The organism is Negativicutes bacterium (genome assembly GCA_018052945.1).
Classification (GTDB): domain Bacteria; phylum Bacillota; class Negativicutes; order JAGPMH01; family JAGPMH01; genus JAGPMH01.
The window spans coordinates 1-20,338 of the sequence record JAGPMH010000005.1; the positions used below are offsets into that span (position 1 = coordinate 1).

At 34.5% G+C, this 20,338-nt stretch carries 19 protein-coding genes, 1 tRNA gene and 1 riboswitch; all 20 genes read left to right on the plus strand.

Annotation, left to right across the window (positions count from 1 at the left end; genetic code table 11):
- The first annotated feature begins 258 nt into the window (after window positions 1-258).
- The 20 genes from KBI38_01340 (at window position 259) to KBI38_01435 (ending at window position 20,338) form a co-directional block, all read left to right on the plus strand.
- Window positions 259-2,193, plus strand: a complete 1,935-nt coding sequence (locus KBI38_01340) for a [FeFe] hydrogenase, group A (GenBank protein MBP8628705.1) — start codon at window positions 259-261, stop codon at window positions 2,191-2,193.
- 12 nt (window positions 2,194-2,205) lie between these two features.
- Entirely contained in the window at window positions 2,206-2,841 is a 636-nt protein-coding gene (locus KBI38_01345; protein MBP8628706.1) for a DUF3298 and DUF4163 domain-containing protein, read from the plus strand.
- Between the two features lie 121 nt (window positions 2,842-2,962).
- Window positions 2,963-3,385, plus strand: a complete 423-nt coding sequence (locus KBI38_01350; GenBank protein ID MBP8628707.1) for a transcriptional repressor — start codon at window positions 2,963-2,965, stop codon at window positions 3,383-3,385.
- Between the two features lie 15 nt (window positions 3,386-3,400).
- Window positions 3,401-4,348, plus strand: coding sequence for a zinc ABC transporter substrate-binding protein (locus KBI38_01355; GenBank protein MBP8628708.1), 948 nt, complete (start codon window positions 3,401-3,403; stop codon window positions 4,346-4,348).
- Window positions 4,345-5,133 (plus strand): metal ABC transporter ATP-binding protein, encoded by a 789-nt coding sequence (locus tag KBI38_01360; GenBank protein ID MBP8628709.1) that lies wholly within the window; start codon window positions 4,345-4,347, stop codon window positions 5,131-5,133. The genes KBI38_01355 and KBI38_01360 overlap by 4 nt, the downstream gene beginning before the upstream one ends.
- Window positions 5,134-5,192: 59 nt before the next feature.
- The gene (locus KBI38_01365) at window positions 5,193-5,957 is read left to right on the plus strand and encodes a metal ABC transporter permease (GenBank protein ID MBP8628710.1); all 765 of its coding nucleotides are present in this window, start codon (window positions 5,193-5,195) and stop codon (window positions 5,955-5,957) included.
- A gap of 66 nt (window positions 5,958-6,023) precedes the next feature.
- A tRNA-Leu gene (locus KBI38_01370) sits at window positions 6,024-6,106 on the plus strand.
- 198 nt (window positions 6,107-6,304) lie between these two features.
- On the plus strand, window positions 6,305-7,420 hold the full coding sequence (locus KBI38_01375) for an efflux RND transporter periplasmic adaptor subunit (protein MBP8628711.1): 1,116 nt from the start codon (window positions 6,305-6,307) through the stop codon (window positions 7,418-7,420).
- Window positions 7,417-10,602, plus strand: a complete 3,186-nt coding sequence (locus KBI38_01380) for an efflux RND transporter permease subunit (GenBank protein MBP8628712.1) — start codon at window positions 7,417-7,419, stop codon at window positions 10,600-10,602. Before KBI38_01375 ends, KBI38_01380 begins: the two co-directional genes overlap by 4 nt.
- A gap of 5 nt (window positions 10,603-10,607) precedes the next feature.
- Window positions 10,608-10,832, plus strand: coding sequence for a DUF2892 domain-containing protein (locus KBI38_01385; GenBank protein MBP8628713.1), 225 nt, complete (start codon window positions 10,608-10,610; stop codon window positions 10,830-10,832).
- A 155-nt stretch (window positions 10,833-10,987) separates the two neighbouring features.
- Window positions 10,988-13,240 (plus strand): EAL domain-containing protein, encoded by a 2,253-nt coding sequence (locus KBI38_01390; protein ID MBP8628714.1) that lies wholly within the window; start codon window positions 10,988-10,990, stop codon window positions 13,238-13,240.
- Between the two features lie 108 nt (window positions 13,241-13,348).
- Window positions 13,349-13,525, plus strand: a riboswitch (cobalamin riboswitch).
- A 189-nt stretch (window positions 13,526-13,714) separates the two neighbouring features.
- Entirely contained in the window at window positions 13,715-13,951 is a 237-nt protein-coding gene (locus KBI38_01395) for an HD domain-containing protein (protein ID MBP8628715.1), read from the plus strand.
- A gap of 113 nt (window positions 13,952-14,064) precedes the next feature.
- Complete coding sequence (locus KBI38_01400; GenBank protein ID MBP8628716.1) at window positions 14,065-14,952, plus strand: sirohydrochlorin cobaltochelatase; 888 nt, start codon at window positions 14,065-14,067, stop codon at window positions 14,950-14,952.
- Between the two features lie 153 nt (window positions 14,953-15,105).
- Window positions 15,106-15,807: a precorrin-2 C(20)-methyltransferase gene (gene cobI / locus KBI38_01405; GenBank protein ID MBP8628717.1), complete on the plus strand. Its 702-nt coding sequence runs from the start codon at window positions 15,106-15,108 to the stop codon at window positions 15,805-15,807.
- Between the two features lie 25 nt (window positions 15,808-15,832).
- A complete protein-coding gene (locus tag KBI38_01410; GenBank protein MBP8628718.1) occupies window positions 15,833-16,792 on the plus strand; it encodes an ABC transporter substrate-binding protein in 960 nt (319 codons plus the stop codon).
- A complete protein-coding gene (locus KBI38_01415) occupies window positions 16,782-17,786 on the plus strand; it encodes an iron ABC transporter permease (GenBank protein ID MBP8628719.1) in 1,005 nt (334 codons plus the stop codon). Before KBI38_01410 ends, KBI38_01415 begins: the two co-directional genes overlap by 11 nt.
- On the plus strand, window positions 17,786-18,586 hold the full coding sequence (locus KBI38_01420; protein ID MBP8628720.1) for an ABC transporter ATP-binding protein: 801 nt from the start codon (window positions 17,786-17,788) through the stop codon (window positions 18,584-18,586). Before KBI38_01415 ends, KBI38_01420 begins: the two co-directional genes overlap by 1 nt.
- Window positions 18,587-18,639: 53 nt before the next feature.
- Complete coding sequence (locus KBI38_01425) at window positions 18,640-18,870, plus strand: hypothetical protein (protein MBP8628721.1); 231 nt, start codon at window positions 18,640-18,642, stop codon at window positions 18,868-18,870.
- 32 nt (window positions 18,871-18,902) lie between these two features.
- A complete protein-coding gene (locus tag KBI38_01430; protein ID MBP8628722.1) occupies window positions 18,903-19,433 on the plus strand; it encodes a hypothetical protein in 531 nt (176 codons plus the stop codon).
- A 68-nt stretch (window positions 19,434-19,501) separates the two neighbouring features.
- A complete protein-coding gene (locus tag KBI38_01435; protein ID MBP8628723.1) occupies window positions 19,502-20,338 on the plus strand; it encodes an ABC transporter ATP-binding protein in 837 nt (278 codons plus the stop codon).

Sequence of the window (20,338 nt, forward strand, 5' to 3'; positions counted from 1 at the left end):
GACTTCGTTAATCTTTCCCGGGGTGTTAAAGGTTGATCAGAATTGTTACTGGATTGGACTGCTTGGTTGTGTTGTTGCAATAGTTTTAAGTTGGCTAAGATTACCATTAACAATGGTTATTTTAGGGGCAGTTTTAGCAGATGTAATTTTATATTGTTTGATGTAGTACTAAATATTCACCTTTTGCGGTTGTTATGGTACAATGCTATTAAATGTAAGTTTTATGACATTTAATAGCATTGATAGAAGGTGGATGAAGTGGAAGATCGAAAACATATTATTGCACAAGATTCAAAAATAACTATTTTTAGTGCGTTTAATGACAGTGAATTTGAGAAATATGCTCAAATTAGTGATAGATATGTTGCTGTTCAAGGAAAGGTTAACAACAAAGGATTTATTGATGTTCCCGAAAATGCCACGTTAAGAGATATTATTGATTTAGCTGGTGGGATGTATAACAAAGCCGCTTTTAAATTAGCACAGATTGGTGTTCCTTATGGTAGAGTCTTAACGGAAAGTGATTTGGACCAAGTTTTTGATTTTACATTATTTTTCAATGGTGTTAATAAAAACTTAATCATAATGTCGGAAGAAGATTGTATTGTTCAATATGCAAAATTTTATTTAGAATATTTATCAGGAAAAGTTCAAGAAGGTGTTTTGGAGCGATATCAAAACGTAAGCAAGGAAGTTGAGAAGATCGCGACAATTTTTGATCGAATTTCTAAAGGTAAGGCTAATTTGCGAGATGTTTATTTTACGCGAATTTTAGCAGATAAGATTAAAGATAAGATTAGTTCTGATTATAGTGTTATTTTAGAAATTATTGATAAATTTTACGATGAAGTTGTTGCTCATATTGAAGATCATCGGTGTTATACTGGCTCTTGTCCGCAACTAGTTAAACTAAGAATTACGAAAAAATGTATTGGCTGTGGCGCTTGTGTTAGAGTTTGCCCGGTAGATTGTATTGATGGAGTCTTGAAGGAACGGCATTATTTACATTTTAAGCGTTGTACTCATTGTGGTCAGTGCATAACGGTTTGCCCAGTTGGTGCAATTCATGAAGGTGACAATACTTTAAAATTTTTACGTGATATTGTTGTTTCTCATAAAACTGTAATAACACAAATTGCACCGGCGGTCAGAGTTACTATTGGCGAAGCGTTTGGTTTTGAACCGGGGACAAATGTTGAACGTAAATTAGCGACAGCATTAAGAATGCTCGGAGTTGATTATGTTTTTGATACAACTTGGGCGGCTGATTTAACGATTAGAGAAGAAGCGGCGGAACTTAAAGAACGCTTGATGGCCTTTTTAGATGGTGATAAAAATGTTAAATTACCTTTGTTGACTTCGTGTTGTCCGGCTTGGGTTAAATTTATCGAACAAAGTTATCCTGATATGCTGGATGTCCCATCTTCAGTAAAATCGCCAATGCAGATTTTTGCTACTATTGCTAAAGATATTTGGGCAAAATATCGTGGTATTAATAGAGAAGATATTATTTCTGTGGCGATTATGCCTTGTATTGCCAAAAAGTATGAAGCCTCTCGCGAAGAATTTTCTCGTGATGATAATTATGATACGGACTATGTTATAACGACCAAAGAATTAATCCAAATTTTTAAAGATGCCAATATCGATTTAAAAACTATCGAAGGGCAGGAGTTTGACAGTCCGCTAGGGGAGTATACTGGTGCCGGAATAATTTTTGGTCGAACCGGTGGGGTTATTGAAGCGGTAGCCAGAAGCGCGGTTGAAGAAATTACCGGCAGACCTGTTGAAGAAATGGAGTTTCATTGTCTACGAGGATGGGAAGGGTTCCGTTCTTGTGATATAAAAATCGGAGATTTAGATTTTAAAGTCGGCATTGCCCATGGTCTAAAAGAGGCTGGAAAAATGCTTGATAAAATTAGAGCCGGTGAAGAATTTTATCATGCGATTGAAATTATGGCCTGCACCGGTGGTTGTATTGGTGGTGGTGGCCAGCCCAAGACGCAAGGGCGTAAAATTGCCTTGGAAAAAAGAGCGGAAGGTTTAAATAAAATTGATGCAAAATTACGCCATCGCGTATCGCAACAAAATCAATCGGTGCAAGCGATCTATGATAAATATTTAGAATATCCAATGAGCCGCAAAGCTAAAGAATTAGTGCACACTAAATATTTTCCTAAGTTTAGAAAATAAAGGGGTGTCAAAGTGAAAATATTATGTAAACTATTGCTGTTTTGTAGTGCTATTTTTTTGATAAACTTTGTGAATCTAACTGAGGCTAAGGGTATGGATGATACTGACAAGGTTATTGAACGGTATTATATTAATGATAAATTTAATGTTAAATATCCTGAATTTATTATTGATGACCAAAAAATTGGTTTAGAGAAGGTTAATAATAAAGTTCGTAGCGTGGCTGATAAATTTATTAAGGATTTGACCAAGGAAGATAATCTTGTTACTGCTCAATTAGGATATGATATTCATTATTTTGCTAATGATATTTGTAGTTTTACCATTAATACTTATGTTTATACTGGTGGTGCACATGGGGTGTCTGAACTGAAAGGTTATAACTATAATATTAAAACTGGCGAAGCGTTGAGTTTTATAAAAATGTTTGATTTTAGGCCATCGCAAATTAATAAAAATATCTTTGCTAAAGCCAAAGGTGATAATTTGCTGTTGTTTGATCATTTTAAAGGAATAGAGGAATATCCGGAAAACTTCTATTTGTTAGATGCTAAAACGCCGATTATTATTTTTCAGCAATATGAAATTGCGCCTTACTCTTCTGGAATTATTAAAGTCCCAATTGTTGAAGAAACTGAACATATCTAAAAAACTGCCTTAGGGCGGTTTTTTTATTGTGTATAATAGTGTTAGGAAAATATAATTTGCTATTATCTGGTTATTGGCGTATAATACTAAATAAGAAAATTATTATTTAGGAGGTTTCTTAGTGGATGATATTTTGCTAACCTTGAAAGCGAAAGGCTATAAAATAACATCACAGCGACGAGCGGTTGTTAATGCGTTACTACAATATGAACACTTTGCAACAGCGCAACAGTTGTTAGAAGATGTCAAGGAAAGTAACCCGGATATCAGCCTTGATACAATTTATCGTATTTTAGGTTTATTAATGAAGCTTGATAAAGTGCATAAGGTTGATATGAAAAATTCTGAAGGGGCAGTTTTTGAATTGATTAAGGATGGACATCATCATCATTTAATTTGTTTAGAATGTGGTCAAACGCAGTGTGTTGAAATATGTCCGATTAATAAAGAGGTTATCGGAGTGTTGGAAGATAATCAATTTGAAATGTCAGGTCATACTTTTGAAATTTATGGACACTGTAAAAGTTGTCGTCAAAAAATATAATGAGGAGTTGATTTAATGAAAAAAATAGTTCTGTTATTTTTAATGGTGTTTAGTGTTACAGCCTTGGTAGGGTGCGGTAATACTAAAGAGCAAAGTAATGTACAAAGTAAAAAGTTTACGATTGTAACATCTTTTTATCCGTTGTACCTTTCAACGATTAATATTACGAAAGATATCCCTAATGTGGAAGTTATAAATATGACTAAAAGTCAAACCGGCTGTTTGCATGATTATCAATTGACGCCGGAGGACATGATTTTATTGGAAAAAGCTGATGTCTTTGTTATTAATGGTGGTGGGATGGAGAGTTTTCTGGAAAAAGTCATAACGGCCAATCCTAATTTAAAAATTGTAGAATCAGGGAAAAATATTCCCTTACTCAAAAGTATGGGACATAATCATGAAGAACACGAACATCATGGTGAGGCTGAAGTTAACAATGCTGAAGTTGATCCGCATTTATGGGTGAGTGTTTCTAATAATATTTTACAGGTTCGTAATATTGCTGAACAATTAGCAAGTATAAATCAAGAAAATGCTGTTAAATTTCAAGGTAATGCTAATCTTTATATTAATAAATTAGAACTGTTACGGGATGAAATGAAGAAGAAGTTAGCGCCGTTTAAAGGCAGTAATATTTTCACATTCCACGAAGCCTTTGGTTATTTTGCTAAAGAATTTGAATTTAATATTGTAGGTGTTATTGAAAGAGAGCCTGGCACAGAGCCAAGCCCGAAAGAATTAGAAGAGACTATTGAAAAAGTTAAGCAAACAAAAGTAAAAGCACTATTCACCGAACCACAATATCCGGCAAAGGCGGCAACCGTGATTTCACAAGAAACCGGAGTGAAGGTATATAGCCTTGATCCGGTGGTAACAGGTGAAAGTAATGCTCAAGCTTATGATGATTATCTTAACAAAATGAACGCTAATTTAAAGATATTACAAGAGGCGCTGCAATGAAAATAAATCATGTTATTGATAATAAAGGAATTGTCTGCGGTAAAATTTGTTGTACAAAGATTGAAAATTTTGGAGTGAATTATAACGGCAATCAGGTTTTTGAGAATGTGAATTTACATATTCATTGTGGCGAATTAACAGCTATCATCGGCCCTAATGGTGCGGGAAAAAGTACGTTGTTAAAAGCTGTTTTAGGTGAAGTTAAGCATAGTGGTAATTTAGCGTATGTTGATGCCAAAGGTGAGCGAACCGGCAATCCGCTAATCGGTTATGTTCCTCAACACTTGAATTTTGATATCACAATGCCAATCACTGTGTTGGATTTATTTAATGTTTGTTTAAGTAATGAACCAACGTGGTTGAATGTTAGTAAAAACATAAAAACTAAGGTGAATGAATTATTGATAAAAGTGAAGGCGGAGCATTTAATTAACCGCAAATTAGGGGCGCTTTCTGGGGGTGAATTACAGCGAGTGTTATTAGCTTTAGCGCTACAGCCTGTTCCGGACTTATTGTTATTAGATGAACCTGTTTCCGGTATTGATAAAAATGGGCTGGACTTATTTTATAATATTGTTTCTGATTTGCGGATGAAACATGATTTATCAATAATTCTAGTTTCTCATGATTTTAATTTAGTATCAAAATATGCTGATAGAGTTATTTTGCTTAATAAAACGATTGTTGCTAATGATTCCCCTCAGGTAGTCTTTGCCTCAACGGCAGTTCAAGAAACCTTTGGGCTATATGTTGAAAAAAAAGCTGAGGAGGAAAGTTTTTGTTAGATTTTTGTTATGGAATAATTGATTTGCTATTACCGTTTCCTTGGCTGGGTTATAATTTTATGAAAAATGCCTTTTTAGCTATTTTATTGGTAATGCCGTTGTTTGGCTTGCTAGGAACAATGGTTGTTAATAATAAAATGGCTTTTTTCTCTGATTCTTTGGGACACGGTGCTTTCGCTGGTATTGCTATTGGCACCTTGTTAGGTACCGCTAATCCTTTAATTGGGGTGGTATTATTTTCAGTTGTTTTTGCGATTGCGATTATTTTTATTAAAGATAAAAGTAAAGCGGCTACTGATACTGTCATTGGAGTGTTTTCTTCTACTGCAATTGCTTTAGGGATTATGATGATGTCGCGTGGCGGTAGTTTCAATAAGTATACCGGGTACCTAATTGGAGATTTATTAAGTATTAAAGTTAGTGACCTAGGGGTATTAATTGGTGTTTTTATTGTGATTGTTACGTTGTGGTATTTTTTGTTTAATAAACTTTTGTTAATCAGTGTTAATACTTCTTTAGCTAGTAGTAGGGGGTTAGCACCACTGAGAATTGAAATCTGTTTTGCGGTAGCGTTGGCGATTATCGTGGCAGTTAGTATTCAATGGGTGGGCTTGCTGATTATAAATTCGATGTTGGTTTTACCGGCAGCGGCGGCGAGAAATCTTGCTGTTAACATTAGACAATATCATTGTTACGCTGTTGGGATAGCGTTGCTCTCCGGCATATTGGGCTTGATGTTATCATATTATTTAAATACTGCTACCGGAGCAACAATTGTAATTATTGCAGCCTTTATCTTTTTTCTCAGCTTATTTAAAAAATAAGTATTGACACTATACAATCTCTATGATATTATATACAAGTAACGTGATGATATCGCTGTTGCTGACGCGGGAGTGGCGGAATTGGCAGACGCACCAGACTTAGGATCTGGCGGGTAACCGTGGGGGTTCAAGTCCCTTCTCCCGCACCATTTGTAACGTAAACACTGTAATTTATTACAGTGTTTTTTTTATTTTAAATAAAAGCAACAAAAAGACGCGGCTTAAGGCTGCGTCTTTTTGTACTCTTATATTGGGATTTTTTTATTTTTATTGACAAATACAAGGGTTTGAAATTGTTTTAGCGAAATATATAACTAATATATTTATCTTAGGGTGGAGGGGTTAAGATGAAGATTTTTTCTTACAATAGAAATTTCGCAATTTTCACAATATTAGCAATGGTATTGTTGGTTTTAGGCTGTGGAAAAGAAGCTGTACAAGAAAATATTACAACAATCAGTACGCCACTAGTAGCAAAAAATATCAAAGAAGAAAATCTACCGAAATACTATGAAACATCAGGCACTGTTAAAGCCAACATTATTAGTAAAGTTGCCCCAAAACTACTGGGGACCGTTTCAAGCTTATATATTAAGTCGGGTGATTATGTTCAAGCGGGTGCTATTTTAGCAGAAATTAAAGATGAAGATATTGTGGCGCAAATTAATATGGCGAAGGCTACTTATTTTGAAGCACAAACTGGCTTGGAGTTAGCTCGGCAAAATTTGACGCTGCAAAGTAGTACTTATAACCGTTATGAAAAATTATATCAAGAAGAAGCGATTTCCAGTCAACAAGTTGATGAAGTTAGAAATCAGTTTGAAATTGCTAAACTAGGTTATGAACAAGCTCAATTTTCTTATGATAAAGCCAGAGCCGGTTTTAATGCAATTAATACTAACAGTAGCTTAATTGCACCGATTAGCGGTGTAATTACCGAAAAAAATATTGAACTGGGTAATATGCTACAACCGGGAGTACCGGTTATTACAATTGAAGATAATACCTCCTTTTTGGTAGAGTGCAATATTGAAGAAAGCTTTCAGGCAAAGATTAATATTGGTTTAAAAGCAGACTTTATATTAGATAATGGAGTGAAAATTGCCGGTACGGTAGTTGAGGTTGTACCGGCGATAGATACTTTTTCTCGCAGTTTTTTAGTTAAAGTAAGGTTGCAGGGTGATAATTTAAAAACAGGGCAATATGGAAAATTATTATTGCCGATTGGCTATGAAAACAAATTAGCAGTACCTAAAACAGCAATTGTTACTAAGGGGCAACTGACCGGAGTATATGTTATTGATGCAAATAAAAAAGTTTGGTATAGATTAGTACGATTAGGCAGTGAATATAATAATTTAGTGGAAATAACTACCGGACTAAAAAATGGTGAAATGGTAATTATTGAGGGTTTGAGTAGTGTTGTGGATGGTGGTATCGCTCAGGAGGTGACTTTCCAATGAAAGTCTTAGGGCTAGCTGGGAAAATTGCCAAAGCTTTTATTGATTCTAAATTGACCGCCATTTTAGTTATAGCTTTTTTATTGCTAGGTGGCTTTGCCATTACTTTAACACCACGCGAAGAAGAACCACAAATTATTGTACCAATGATGGATGTGATGGTCAGTTATCCTGGAGCCAGTGCGGCTGAGGTTGAAAATGTAGTGACCAAGCCGATGGAACAATTGTTGTGGGAAATTCCGGGCGTAGAATATGTTTATTCCATAGCCAAACCGCAAAGTAATTTAACAATAGTTAGATTTAAAGTTGGAGAAGATAGTGAAGATAGTTTAGTTAAAATTTACAATAAGTTAATGTCTAATTATGATAAGATTCCTAATGGTGTATCGCAACCGTTGGTTAAAGCCCGGTCAATTGATGATGTTTCGATTTTAGCCTTAACGCTTTGGAATGGGGAAAATAATTATTCTGGCTATGAATTGCGACGGATTGCGACGGAGGTAGCAGAGCAACTGAAAAAAGATAATTTTGTCGCTGAAATTAATGTTATTGGTGGACAAAAAAGACAAATGCGAGTGGAACCTGATCTAACGAAATTAAAGGCGTTTAACATATCATTAGATCACCTTACTAACAGTATTAACCAAAACAATGTATTGTTAGAGAATGGGAAAATTCAACAAAACAATCAAGAATTAAAAGTGAAAACGGGACAGTTTTTAAGTGGAAAGAAAGATTTGGAAAATATAATTATTGGAGTTTACAATAATAAGCCGATTTATTTGAAACAAATTGCCAAAATCATAGATGGGCCGGCTGAATATAGTCAATATGTTTTTAACGATATTGCTAAAGGTAGTACTAACTTTCAAGAAGGATTTAATGCGGGTCCGTATGAAGCGGTGACGATTTCGGTTGCAAAGCAACAAGGGGCGAATGCTACTGACATCGCTACTAGAGCTTTAGCTAAGGTTGAAGCTTTACGCGGTGATATTTTACCGCAAGATATTAAGGTTGAAGTTACCAGAAATTATGGTGCAACAGCCAAAGAAAAGTCGGATGAATTACTGGATCATATGTTGATTGCTACTATTTCGGTAGTTATTTTGATTATGATTACTCTGGGGTGGCGTGAAGCCGGAGTCGTTGGTGTTGCAGTACCGGTAACATTGGCGATGACTTTATTAATAACGTATTTATTAGATTATACGCTAAACAGAGTAACGCTCTTTGCTTTGATTTTTTCAATCGGGATTTTAGTTGATGATGCGATTGTAGTTGTGGAAAATATTCATCGACATTTTATTTTAGCCGGTAAAGCTAGCAAAGAAATTGCGATTGAGGCAGTAAATGAGGTTGGTAATCCTACAATTTTAGCAACTTTTACGGTTATTGCTGCGTTACTACCGATGGCGTTTGTTTCAGGGTTGATGGGACCATATATGAAGCCAATTCCAATTGGCGCCTCAGCTGCAATGTTATTTTCTTTAATTGTGGCATTTGTAGTTAGTCCGTGGCTAGGTTATATTTTACTAAAATCAGCAAAACATAATGCAGTAGAAAAAAATAGTGAAAATAAATTTTATAAAAAAATATTGACGCCACTATTACAATCAAAGCAAAACCGCAGAAAGGTCATTGGTGGTATTGTTTTATTGTTGTTGGTATCGATGTTGACACTGCCTTTAAAATTAGTAGAAGTAAAAATGTTGCCGTTTGATAATAAAAGTGAATTGCAAGTAATTATTGATATGCCGGAAGATAGTACCTTAGAACAAACGGCAGCATTGACCAAAGAAATAGGAAATTATTTAAAACAAGTGCCAGAGATAATGAATTTTCAAACGTACGTCGGTACTTCTTCGCCATATAATTTTAATGGTTTGGTTAGACATTATTTTCAAAGATCCGGTAGTAGTAGTGCTGATATTCAAGTTAATTTTTTACCGAAAGCAGAGCGGAGTTTACAAAGTCATGATTTAGCAAAAATGTTGAGACCGGAAATAGAGAAAATAAGTAAACCTTATCAAGCGCGGATTAAAATTGCGGAAGTTCCGCCGGGGCCACCTGTTTTAAGCACAATCGTAGCAGAAGTATACGGCCCGAAGCAAAGTGGGCAAATTGAATTAGCACAGCAAATAAAAAATGTCTTCCAGACTACACCAGGAGTGGTTGATGTTGATTGGTATGTTGAAACTAATCAAGAGCAGATAACTTTAACAGTTGATAGTGAAAAAGCGGCATATCACGGTATTAGCCCGGCGCTAATTAGTACCACGTTACAAACGGCGATTAGTGGTAGTAATCTTGGGTTGGTACATTTACCGCAAGATAAAGAGCCGGTGGAAATATTATTGCGACTACCTTTTGAACAACGCAATAAGGTGCCGGAACTTGAATTGCAACAAATTTATTTGCAATCCAAGACCGGTCAGCAAATTGCGTTGAGTGAATTGGTGAAAAAGAATAATAATGCGGAAGAAAAAACTATTTATCATAAAAATTTAAAACCGGTAACTTATGTCATTGGTGATGTTGCTGGTGTGTTAGAAAGCCCGGTTTATGCAATTATGGAGATGAAAGAGAAAATAGCACAGCTAAAAACTTCGGAAGGTTACAGTATTGAACAGTTTTCTGCAGTGCAACCTTGGTTAGAGCATAATTACAGTATGAAATGGGATGGCGAATGGCATATTACTTATGAAGTCTTTCGCGATATGGGGATTGCCTTCTTAGCGGTCTTAATTTTGATATATGTCTTAGTGGTGGCTTGGTTTAAAAGTTTTCTTACACCGATAGTAATTATGGCACCAATTCCTTTAACCTTAGTCGGTATTTTGCCAGGACATTGGTTATTTGGTGCATTTTTCACCGCTACTTCGATGATTGGATTTATTGCGCTAGCTGGAATTATTGTCCGCAATTCTATTTTATTAATTGATTTTGTGGAAGGTGAATTAAAGAAAGGGTGTGATTTAAAAGAAGCATTAATTGATGCTGGGAGTGTGCGATTTCGTCCGATTGTGTTAACGGCAGCGGCCGTAGTAGTAGGATCATTTGTGATGTTATTTGATCCTATTTTTCAAGGCTTGGCAATAGCGATGATGTTCGGCGCAGTAGTGGCAACTGGATTGACGCTATTGATTGTACCATTATTGTATTTTGAATTTTTTGGACGGGAGTGATTTATATGTATTTAGCTAATACGAAGAAATGGTATTTGGAACGAGTTATTTGGTTAGTAGCGGGGTTTTTTACATTGCTAAGTGCGGTGCTGGTCCATTTTTTTGGCAAAGGCTGGCTTATTTTAACCGCGATTATTGGCTTCAATCTAATGTTTTTTGCAATAACCGGTTATTGTACAATGGCTAATATTTTGTATAAACTAGGGTTTCGTTCAATAAAAGATGAATAGTAAAAGGGCAGCTTTAGCTAATTGAGCTAAAGCTGCTTTAATATGAGAAAAGTCAATGTGGAAAAAAAACCATATTGTAATATAATGATGTTATAAGAAGTTTTGAAACTTTGCATTAAGGCTGTAAATTAATTTATAAATTAGGTTGTGATATTATGTTACCAACGAAAAAAACAATCTATCCCATAATATTGGCGGCAATAATTTTGGTAAGTTTTTTTGTAATGGGTATTTTCTATATCAACAATACGGCACGAGTGTTAAACGAGAATATGCAAAGGCAATTATTAGAGATAGCCGATCAAGGGAAACGGAGATTAGAGGATAATATTAATAATAATTTATCGTTACTCCATACTTTTACTACTGAATTGACTCAAGAAAACTTAATAGAAGAAGATGTTACGATTAGTCGACAGCTACAAATTATTAAAGAGCAAACAAAAAAAACTGGGTTTGTAAGGTTTACTTATATTGAACCGAGTGGTAAAGGTGTTAACACAGATAATAACAGTATTTATTTAGCAGAAGAAGAATATTTCAAACACTCTATTAAGGGTGAAGAATATATTTCTATCGATATAAATGAGAGAATGGGTTATGAAGGTAATACAGTAATCGTTTTTAGCGTTCCGGTAAAAAAACATGGTGTGGTGGAAGGTGTTTTGGCAGGAACATACTTATTAAATCGTTTAACTGACAATTTGAATATTAAATTTTCTGAAGGTTTAGGTTATTCTTATGTTATTAATAATGAAGGGAAAATAATCATTCATCCGAACAAAGAATATGTCGGTAAAAATCTTTATGCGTTACTTAAAATAGATAATGAAGATAGCATCATTGATGGGCTTAAGGCCAATTTACTAAATAACCAAAATTGTCTGGCAAATGTTAAAATAAATGGATTGAATAAGACCATTGCCTATTCTAATATTAGTATTTTAAATAACTGGAAATTTATATCGACTTTGCCAACGGGGGCGGCGTTAGAAGAATTAAGTAGCTTCAAAAAAATTGCTAGTTATTTGACGATGTTATTGGGTGCTTTATTTGTTATGTTGGTGTACTATGTCATCGTTAGTACTTATAAAAATAAAGAGATAATTTACAACTTGGCTTATGTTGATAATATCACTAATATTTATAATCTTAATAAGTTTAAGTTGGAGACTTATACTTTACTTAGTAAGCGGGGCGATAAAAAATATGCCTTAATATGTTTTGATATAGATATCTTTAAATTGATAAATGAAACTTTCGGCTATGATTTTGGTGATTGTATTTTGAAAATAATTGCTGAAACGTTAAAAAGTGAATTTAAAGATAATATTTATGCCAGAATTCAAAGCGATCACTTTGTCGTATTATTTAAATACGAAGAAGAAGATGAGGTAGCGCAAGCTGTAAATAACTTCTTCGAAGACTTTTATCGTCGTAAAGTTACTAATGATATTAGAATTGATGTGGTATTATCATCAGGAATTTATTTGATTCCTAATGATGAAACGCTACCGGATGTCAGAACAATGATTAGTTATGCTTATACTGCTGCTAATACGATAAAAGGTATTAATACCGAATTTAAGTATGCCTTCTTTGACTCTAATATCAGAAATAAAATGGTTGAAGAAGTTAAAATAGAAAAAGAAATTAAACTGGCATTAGAAAAAAATCAGTTTAGAGTTTTTTATCAACCGAAAATTTCGTTATTAAATAATAATAAAATTTCTGGTGCGGAAGCGTTGATTAGGTGGATTCATCCGGAACGGGGCATTATCAGTCCGATGGAATTTATTCCGGTAGCAGAAAAGACGCAATTGATTGTAATGATCGGTCGCTTTGTTTTTGAAGAAGTTTGTAAAACTTTAAGTTTTTGGAGTAAAGAGTATAAAGAAATTTATCCGATTTCAGTTAACTTTTCGATGGTTGAGTTATATCAAAGTGATTTGATTGATTTTATCAAGTATATGATTGCTAAGTATGATTTAAATCCGAAGTATTTGGAAATTGAAATAACGGAATCATCTGCACTGGGTGATTTAAAATATGTAGTGCAGGTCATTAACGAGTTAAAAGGGATAGGGATTAAAGTATCAATGGATGATTTTGGTACAGGCTTTTCCTCCTTGAGCTATTTGAAAAATATTCCGATTAGTATTGTTAAGTTGGATAAATCATTTTTTAATGAATTTGAAACTGATAATCGTAGTAAAAACATCATGAAATCAGTTATTGAGTTATCTAAATCTTTAAATTTAGTAGTTGTTTCCGAAGGTGTTGAAACAAAAGAGCATGTTGAATTTTTAATTGAATGCGGTTGTCACCTGGCACAAGGGTTTTATTTTTCTAGACCAATACCGCAAAATGAGTTTGAACAATTGTTATTTAATAATCAGGAAGCTTAACTTTATAGAAAAAGACCTAAAGGCAAATAGTTATAGTTGCTTTTAGGTCTTTTTCTTACGGTAAGACGGTTTGACAAAAAAGATAATAAGTTATAAAATTAACAAAGAATTAAATATTGCGGAATAGGTGTCCTACGGACTTAATAGGGAAGATCGGTTAGAAGCCGACGCGGTCCCGCCACTGTAAAAGGGAATGAACCCACGATATGCCACTGAGAGATTGGGAAGGTGTGGAAGTAATTATGATCTTGAGCCAGGAGAACTGCCTATTTGACAATCACTGTTTGACCTGCGAGCGATGGGGAGGGGATTTATGTAAGTATGTTAATACAATTATTAAACATTACGATTAAATAAATCCTTTTCTATATAGTGTATAGAAAAGGATTTTTGTTTTATCACTTAAAATAGTCCATAGATTATAATATTTATTAGAAATTTACTTTAGAAAAAGCAATGAGATGAGGTGGACTTTTGTTTAATAAGGAATCACTAAATGATACTTTAGAAATGGTTAATGCGTTAAGCGTGGCGTTGGACTTGAAAAGTGAGTATACTTGTAATCACTCGGCAAGAGTGGCGGAATTATCAGTATTATTGGCAAAAGCATTGCATTTACCGCTAGAAGAACAAATAAGAATTAATTTAGGGGCACATCTTCATGATATTGGTAAAGTTGGAATTAAAAGAGTTGAAAAGGTGTGCCGGTAAGCAGTTTGAAGAAGGGTTAGTCGATGTTTTCATAAAATTAGCATACGCTGATTTATATAGAGAAATTTTAAATTAGTAGGAGGTTTATCGTGAAAAATTTATTAGTAGGAGCTATGATGATGATGACAACAATAGGTATGATATTAGGTAGTAGCAATGATGTCTTAGCTTGTGGTAAATGTGGTAATGAAAAAAATCATCAAGCTATTGTAGTAGTGAGTTTTGGGACAACATTTGATGATGCTAGAGAAAAATGTATTGAAAGCGTAGAAAATAAGATTACGGAAATGTTTCCGTTTTATGAAGTTAGAAGAGCCTTTACTTCTAATATTGTGATGAAGAGGTTGGCGGAAAAAGGAATTATGGTTGATAATCTGGAACAAGCTTTGACAAAATTGAAAAATGAAGAATATACCGATGTTATTATTCAATCAACACATTTAATTCCGGGAGAGGAGTACAATACTAAAATTTTAGAAGTTGCTGCAAAACATAAAAATGATTTTCAAACAATTAAAATTGGCAGACCGGTTTTAACTTATAGTGGTGATAATAATACTAATGATTACAAAGAATTTGTCAAAGCCTTGAAGAAACAATTGCCGCAAAATCAAGGTAAGGATACACAAATTATTTTTATGGGTCATGGTTCTAACCATGAAAATGGAACAGTTTATAGCAAATTGCAACTGGAGCTTGATAAGCAAGGGGTTAAAGGTTATGTGGCGGTTGTTGAAGACGGAGCAGAACCAAGCTTTGATAGTGTTTTAAAGAAATTGGCTAATAATAAAGAAACTAAAAAGGTTTTATTAATGCCGTTAATGTTAGTAGCTGGTGATCATGCTAATAATGATATGGCCGGTGAAGAAGAAGATTCCTGGAAAAGCATTTTAACAGCCAAAGGTTATGCTGTGGAAATTTATATGCATGGCTTAGGGGAAAATAAAGCTTTTCAAGATATTTATGTAGAGCATATTAAAGATGCAATAGCGGGAAAATAAAATTTCAAGATAACATTCTCTGAGGTTGCATTATTAATTTTATAAATGATAGAATAATTAAGCAGTCTATATAGACTGCTTAAAGTAATTTTTGCTATTGGCATAAAAATATAGTAGACTACTTAAGTAAGAATTTTTGAGGGGGATATTTAAATGTCAGGTATTTTTTATGGAATTGGTGTAGGACCGGGAGATCCGGAACTATTAACGTTAAAAGCAATAAACATCATTAAAGAAGTGGATGTAATTATTGCACCGAAAACTGAGAAAAAAGAAGATAGTGTCGCTTTATCAATTGCCAGACCTTATTTGAAAAGTGATGTTAATATAGTAAAACAAGTTTTTCCGATGGTTGTTGATTTTGAAAAATCACCGGAAAGTTGGGAAGCTAATAAACAAGAAATTTTAACTTATTTGGAACAAGGGAAAAAAGTTGCATTTTTAACTTTAGGTGATCCAATGTTCTACAGTACTTATATTTATATTTATCGTCTATTAGAAAATACCGGGATTAATATTGAAACTATTCCAGGGGTTAATTCTTTTTGTGCAATTGGCAGTAAATTAGGCTATCCATTAGTCGAAGGTAATGATATTTTAACGATTATTCCTGCGACAGCACCACAAGAAAAAATAGAGCAAGCGATTGCTTTATCCGATAATGTCGTTTTAATGAAGGTTTACAAAAATTTTGCGGAAGTAGTCGACAGTTTAGAAAAGCATGGCTTAGTTGATAATTCAGTGATGATTAGCCGTTGTGGGTTACCGGAAGAAGAGATAATTTCAGATATTAAATTGGCAAAGGATAAGAAAGTTAATTATCTTTCTACTATCTTGGCGCGTCGTAAAAAATAACTTCTGTTAAGATTGGAGTATCATTATGACGAACTTACAATACAATAAAATTAAAGTTATTTTAATGATAATGTGCATTTTTGCACTGGTCGGATCAGGGTGCGGTGTTAATAAGCCGGCAGAGAGCCTAAGTAGCAGAACTTTTCAAGATGATGTCGGACGAAGAGTTCAGATTGAAAAAACTGATAAAATTGTTGCATTATCAAATTCGTTTTTAGATATTTTACATGGTCTTGATGCTAAAGTTATTGGAATCCCTAATACCAAAGAAACAGACTTAAATCAGTATTTTTCAACAGCTGAAAAGGTTGGATTTGTTTATAATATTAATATTGAAAAAGTTGTAGCATTACAACCGGACTTAGTAATTGCCTATCAAGGGATTCATGATAAATTTATTCCGATATTAGAAGCTAATAATATTCCGGTGCTAGTTATAAAAATGAAAACCTATGATGAGGTTTTGACGAAAATTAAACTATTAGCTGAAATTTTAAACAATAAAGAGAAAGGTCAAACCTTGATTGAAAATTTGACTAATAGTGTGGCGACGATAAAAAGTAAATTGCCAAGTCAGAGTAAAAGCATAGTGATACTACATAGTACTGCTCGTGATGTTACCGTAGAACTAGAAAGTAGTATTGCCGGCTGTAGCGCACAGACTTTAGGATTAAAAAACTTAGCAAATAATCAAGAAGCTTTAAGTAATAATCCAGAAATGACTCCGTATAGTTTGGAAAAAATGGTAGCGATGAATCCGGAAATAATCTTTGTGACGATTATGGGCAAAGAAGCTGAATTGAAGACGAAAATGTTGGCGGAAATGAAAAACAATCCGGCGTGGGCGTGTTTGCAAGCAGTAAAAAACAATCAGGTTTATTTTTTAGAGCAGGATTTATTTCAAATTAATCCGGGCTTACGCTATCCTGAGGCAATAGCAACAATGGCAAAGTTAGCTTATCCCGAGGTTGATTATGGCAAATGATAATGATGGTAAAATTAAGTCTAAAACATGGCGAATTTGTGCGATTATAATATTAGTGCTAATTGGTGTAGGTGGTATTTTACTAAGTTTAGCAAAAGGTGCGGTAGAAATACCGATTACTGAGCTTTTAAATATTTTATTAGGACAAGAAAATAATATTAATAGCCAAATTATCTATAATATTAGATTGCCACGGACGATTGTTGCGATTTGTGTAGGGCTTAATTTAGCAGTAGCAGGGGCAATACTGCAAGCGATTATGAGAAATCCGTTGGCTGATCCGCATATTATCGGAATCTCCTCCGGTGCCGGGTTAGCTGGAATTGCGACGATGATTATTCTGCCTAAATTTGAATATTTAATAACGCCGATATCGTTTTTAGGAGCAATGTTGGCGGCTGTAGTTATCTATATTTTAGCCTGGAAAGATGGTATTAGACCCGTGCGGATTATTTTAGCCGGTGTTGCCGTATCAGCTTTTTTTGGCTCAGGAATATCGGCATTGATGATTTTTTACAGTGATAGAATCCATAGCGCTTTAATGTGGATGGTGGGCGGTCTAGCGGCCAGAAGTTGGCCTCATGTTGAAATTATTTTGCCTTATACGATTTTTGGTTGCATTGTAGCATATTTAGGAGCACGAAACCTCAATATTTTGCAATTAGGCGATGATATAGCAAGAAGCTTAGGCTTAAAGGTGGAAGTGGTTCGTTTCAGTATGACAGCAATAGCGGCTATCCTGGCGGCTAGTTCTGTTAGTGTGGTCGGGTTATTAGGATTTGTGGGGCTGATTGTTCCACATGCGGCTAGATTATTAGTCGGTTCTGATTATCGATATTTATTACCGGCTACTGGTTTTTTAGGAATTGCAGTTATTACACTTAGTGATACTTTTGCTAGAGTGGTGTTTGCACCAATTGAATTACCGGTAGGGATTATTATGGCCTTTATCGGTGCTCCGTTCTTCTTATTTTTATTAAGGAGGGAGTTGTAATGTGCTTAATTGAAGCGACTCAGATTAAAGTTTGTTTTGCCGAAAAAACAATTTTAGCCGACCTTAATTTAAAAATTCCAGCTGGTAAAATTACGGCGATTATTGGTCCGAATGGTTCAGGAAAAAGCACCTTGCTGAAGGCTTTGACTGGATTGGTTAAAGTTAAACAAGGGCAGGTTTTATTTAAAAATAATCCTTTGCAGAAGATTAGTAGTAAGAAGTTAGCGCAGCAAATGGCTTTTTTGCCACAGTCACCTTTAGTGCCGGCAGATTTAACCGTAAAAGATTTAGTGGCTTATGGTCGGTTTCCTCATAGAAGTTGGTGGCAGAACAATGAGGGAGAAGACGCTAAGATTATTGAATGGTCATTGGGTGAGACTGGGATAGAATATTTTAAAGACCGTTTGGTAAGCACTTTATCCGGTGGGGAGCGACAACGAGCATGGATTGCGATGGCGCTTGCACAAAAACCGCAGTTGTTAATGTTAGATGAACCAACTACTTATCTTGATATTGGACATCAATTAGAAGTGTTAAATATCATTAAAAAATTAAATATTGACCATAAAATTTCGATTGTGATGGTAGTACATGATTTAAATCAAGCGCTACAATATGCTGATAATATTGTTGTGATGGCTGAAGGAAAAATTGTTGCGAGTGGTAGCCCGCAGAGTGTTATTACGAAGGATTTATTAAAAGGTATTTTTGGGGTGGAAGCAGACGAAATCATCAATAGTTTAGGCTATAAAAATTTTCTGCCACTTAAATTGGTGAAGCCGAAAAATAAACAAGACTAAATATTGTAAAAATAGTATAATTAACTTAAATATCTTTTGATGTGAGGTGTACTATGAATTTTTGCATTTTTTGTGGGCTGGAAATGCCTAAGGACGCAAAATATTGTCAGATGTGTGGCAAACGTCAGCCGAAAAATAATAATGATCAACAAGAAGTTCAAGAAAGCGAAGATAAAAAGAGCTTGTTGGAGTCACCGCAAAAATTAATTGTGATTGGCATAGGAGCTTTTATAGTTTTGATTGCAATTATAACAGGAATTATGATGTTGTTGTTGAAAAAGTAATGATATTGATAAAAGCTGATTGAGGTGATTATATGTATTGTCCTGCTTGTGGCGTTGAAATAAGTGATGAAGGTAGTTTTTGTGCTAGCTGTGGCAAAAATATTGCTTATTTAACCATTGATCGACAAAGTTATGTTGGGAAATTAAAACAAAATACTGTGACAGCCAAAAAAGAAACAGTAGCTACAGAGACTGAACCATCGCTGAAAATTAGTCCAATGGAGTTGGCGTCGTTAGAAACGGTCACTGATGAGCTTGCACCGGCAGAGGGCGAAGTTGCTGGTACAAGCGAAGTAACAGAAAAGAGTACGGTACCACAAGTAGTGGCAGATGAAGAAACTGTTATGCCGAAGGGCTTTTATTGTAATAACTGTGGTTCATTTTTGTTTCCGGAAGATAATTATTGTTATGATTGCGGTAAGAAAACGCAGAAAAAATATTACCATAATGTGGTCAGCTCGAAAAAGAATATGAAAGGGCTACTGCTTGGTTTTAGTGCTTTATTGCTACTAGCGTTAGCTTATTATATTGTTGTTGCTGTTTTATTAAATGGTATTGAGTAAATTATAGTGTGAAAATTACCCTGAAGAGTTTAGACTCTTTAGGGTAATTTTGGTCTAGTGGAGGAAAAATGATTATTATTGAAAATTTAGTTAAAAATTTTGGCAGTAGAATAGCAGTGAACAAGCTAAGTTTTCAGGTTGCTGAAGGTGAAATTTTTGGTTTGTTGGGACCTAATGGTGCCGGCAAGACTACAACAATAAAAATGTTATCAATGTTGTTAAGACCTACTGCCGGTGAAATTGCCATCGGTGGGTTTAATCTCAAGCACAATGAGCAAGAGATAAAAACGATGATTGGGGTTGTACCGCAACATTTTAATTTGGATTATGATTTGACAGTGTGGGAAAATCTGATATTACATGGTAAGCTTCATAAAATGGAGGCTAGTTATATCAAACAAAGAAGTACGGAATTACTAGAATACGTAGAATTATTAGACCGCAAGGATGATTTTGTCCAAAAATTATCCGGTGGAATGAAACGTAGACTGATGATTGCTCGAGCGCTAATGCATAATCCGAAAATTTTATTTTTGGATGAGCCGACGGTTGGACTAGATCCTCAAGTGCGAAGAAAACTATGGGATTTGATTAGAAAAATGCACAATGATAATGTGGCAGTATTATTAACGACACATTATATTGAAGAAGCTGAAAATTTATGTAATAGAGTAGCAATTATGGAGAAAGGTTCATTAATAGCCTTAGATAGTCCGAAGGAATTATGTAATATGGTTGGAAAATATGTAATAGAATATGAAATAGAAAATAAACTAGAATATAAATTTTTTGATACCAGAGAAGAAGCGTCAAATTTTGCGTGTACTCTTGTCGATACTGCGATTATCAGAAAATCAAATTTAGAGGATGTATTCGTAGAATTGACAGGAAGGACGGTGAATTAA